Annotated in this window: 2 protein-coding genes; both read right to left on the reverse strand. The window is 43.9% G+C overall.

Going from position 1 to position 1,630, the window contains the following annotated elements; translation table 11 throughout:
- Positions 1–656: 656 nt before the first annotated feature.
- Complete coding sequence (locus tag GNT65_RS20350; RefSeq protein WP_160798994.1) at positions 657–968, reverse strand: hypothetical protein; 312 nt, start codon at positions 966–968, stop codon at positions 657–659.
- Between the two features lie 101 nt (positions 969–1,069).
- Positions 1,070–1,402, reverse strand: a complete 333-nt coding sequence (locus GNT65_RS20355; protein WP_160798995.1) for a hypothetical protein — start codon at positions 1,400–1,402, stop codon at positions 1,070–1,072.
- Positions 1,403–1,630 lie beyond the last annotated feature (228 nt).

Genomic DNA, 1,630 nt, shown 5'->3' on the forward strand with positions numbered 1-1,630 from the left:
TTGCCAAATCGATACCAATTAGAGTAACTTTCATAGTGGACACCTTTTGTTGACATTGAACCTTGTAAATTCAATATGGCGCTTTTGACGCCGACTTCACAAGAGGTGTCCATCTCATCATCCCTGTAGGCTCTGCCGAAACATCCCTGTTTCGGAAGCTCACCGGCGTATCTACACCTAGTTTCTCATTTCTTCGATTAACCGTTGCGGTTGATGGGTAGGTTGATTTAGGTACTTCTGAGGCACGCTGACTTTTTTGTTGTACAAGAAGCATCCTTGGGCGCTCTACGACAGCATCTGACGTGAATGGATTCACAAATGCCGCGGTGACATGGTCGGTGATGTTCCCTACATCAGGCTGACATTTCCCATATCCCTATGGGTCAGATGTCAAAGAGCGGCCCTGCTGTCGAAGGTCTCAGCCGCACCTACACCGAGTTATCTGTCTCTTCGATATAGCCGCATTTGGTATCCATTAGCTAGATTTAGCGCATATTTTGGGGATGAGGGAGTGTTAGACTTTCGGCTCTAGCCGACATCAGATATGGAATAATCCTTGTGTGAATAACGCCTGTCTTAGAGGTGAAAGGTACTGGGCTGAAACTAGGGGAAATGAGTACAAGCCAAGTGTATTGTGTTAGTTTTTAAGGTGTTTGTTATAGATTCCTTCCACTAACTTCATTCCAAATTGCGTCTCCCGCTTCTGGAACAGTAATCAAGACCCAGACAAGACCTAGTAGAATACAGCAAACACAGATCGATATTAATCCAGCAACAACTCTTCTGCGCGTTTCATTTGCTAGATAGTATTTAGGAAAAAAGACAGAGATTCCCGAGTACTTAAGCAGGAAGGGGACATCTTTTCCATATTTGTGCAAATTGGAAAGACCAATGGCCGCAGCTAGCCCCGAAATAAATCCAACTAACCAAATTCCGACAAAAATGTTTGCAATGAAATCCATGCTCATAAGAGATATAACGCCTTGCTATGGGACGAGAGTTGGCTTGCTAAACTTGGTGAGGAACGAACCTGAGCAAGCTATTTCGAGTCCCATCCATAAACCGCTTGTTATACGAACATTAGCAGCAGAAAGGTGACCATTGTTGATGTTACTGCAAAACCCACAATAGACAACAGAACCATAGCATTAAACTTTTTAGGGTTTTCAGCCTTGTAGTATGTGCCAAATCTTGTCTGTATCAACTGCCACTTTAGCGCTAATAAGGTATGAACAAAGCCTGCTATTGAAGCAACAAGCAAAATTGTAATTAAAACTAACTTGCTCAACTCAATGTCTGTTGCAAAGCTAGCAGAAGTTAACAGCATTATTGCAGCTGGAAACAGCCACATTAACTTTGCTTTTGCTTGTGCGTAGTTTTTGGAGCGTAGGTGCTTATTCATCCGTGTTCGTATAACGCCTCAATATGGGGCGCACAAATGCTTGGCTAAAATTAGCGACGAAGGAGCGCAAGCCAAGCGTTTTGCGTCCTTGCCATAATTGACTTGTATGGTTAATCCTGTTCCATTTTAGGGTAAATTGGAGGCCCACCCTCAATGGCCGTTGAGGGTCTTTATGCAGTAGCTCGATTGAATGGCGGCTCCTCTTACGAGAGACCGGTAACAAGTGGG

The sequence above is a fragment of the Shewanella insulae genome, assembly GCF_009831655.1.
GTDB lineage: Bacteria > Pseudomonadota > Gammaproteobacteria > Enterobacterales > Shewanellaceae > Shewanella > Shewanella insulae.

What these genes read in the sequence shown, in the direction of transcription:
- GNT65_RS20350 (WP_160798994.1), bottom strand. Translation starts at nt 968, where the DNA reads ATGAGCATGGATTTCATTGCAAACATTTTTGTCGGAATTTGGTTAGTT.
- GNT65_RS20355 (WP_160798995.1), bottom strand. Translation starts at nt 1,402, where the DNA reads ATGAATAAGCACCTACGCTCCAAAAACTACGCACAAGCAAAAGCAAAG.